1 protein-coding gene is annotated in these 376 nt (G+C 44.1%); it reads left to right on the plus strand.

Translation table 11 applies throughout. From position 1 onward, the window contains the following. Positions 1-109 precede the first annotated feature (109 nt). Positions 110-376 (plus strand): ribosome small subunit-dependent GTPase A (locus tag J0695_RS46640; RefSeq protein ID WP_242553843.1); only part of this gene is annotated, 267 nt, incomplete at its 3' end.

Genomic DNA, 376 nt, shown 5'->3' on the forward strand with positions numbered 1-376 from the left:
ATTCAGGATTGCGCCCGGCCAAAAAGGGTATTATCAAGTAACGATCAACGATAAAGTAGTCAGGTCAAAAACGATTGAATATCCTGAGGATGAATAAGGGAGGTGCGATATGCCTGAGGGCAAAATCATTAAAGCATTAAGTGGATTTTACTATGTATTGGATAGCGATCAGGTCATTCAGTGCAGAGGAAGAGGGGTTTTCAGAAAAAATAAAGTAACCCCTCTCGTCGGCGACGATGTTGTCTACCAAGCCGATAACGATAAGGAAGGCTACATTCTCGAGATTAAAGACAGATTCAATGAATTGGTCAGACCTCCGATCAGCAACGTGGATCAGGCGGTTCTCGTGTTTTCGGCAAAGGAGCCGACATTCAGC

Origin of the sequence: Streptomyces beijiangensis (assembly GCF_017315755.1) — a bacterium.
Lineage (GTDB): Bacteria > Actinomycetota > Actinomycetes > Streptomycetales > Streptomycetaceae > Streptomyces > Streptomyces beijiangensis.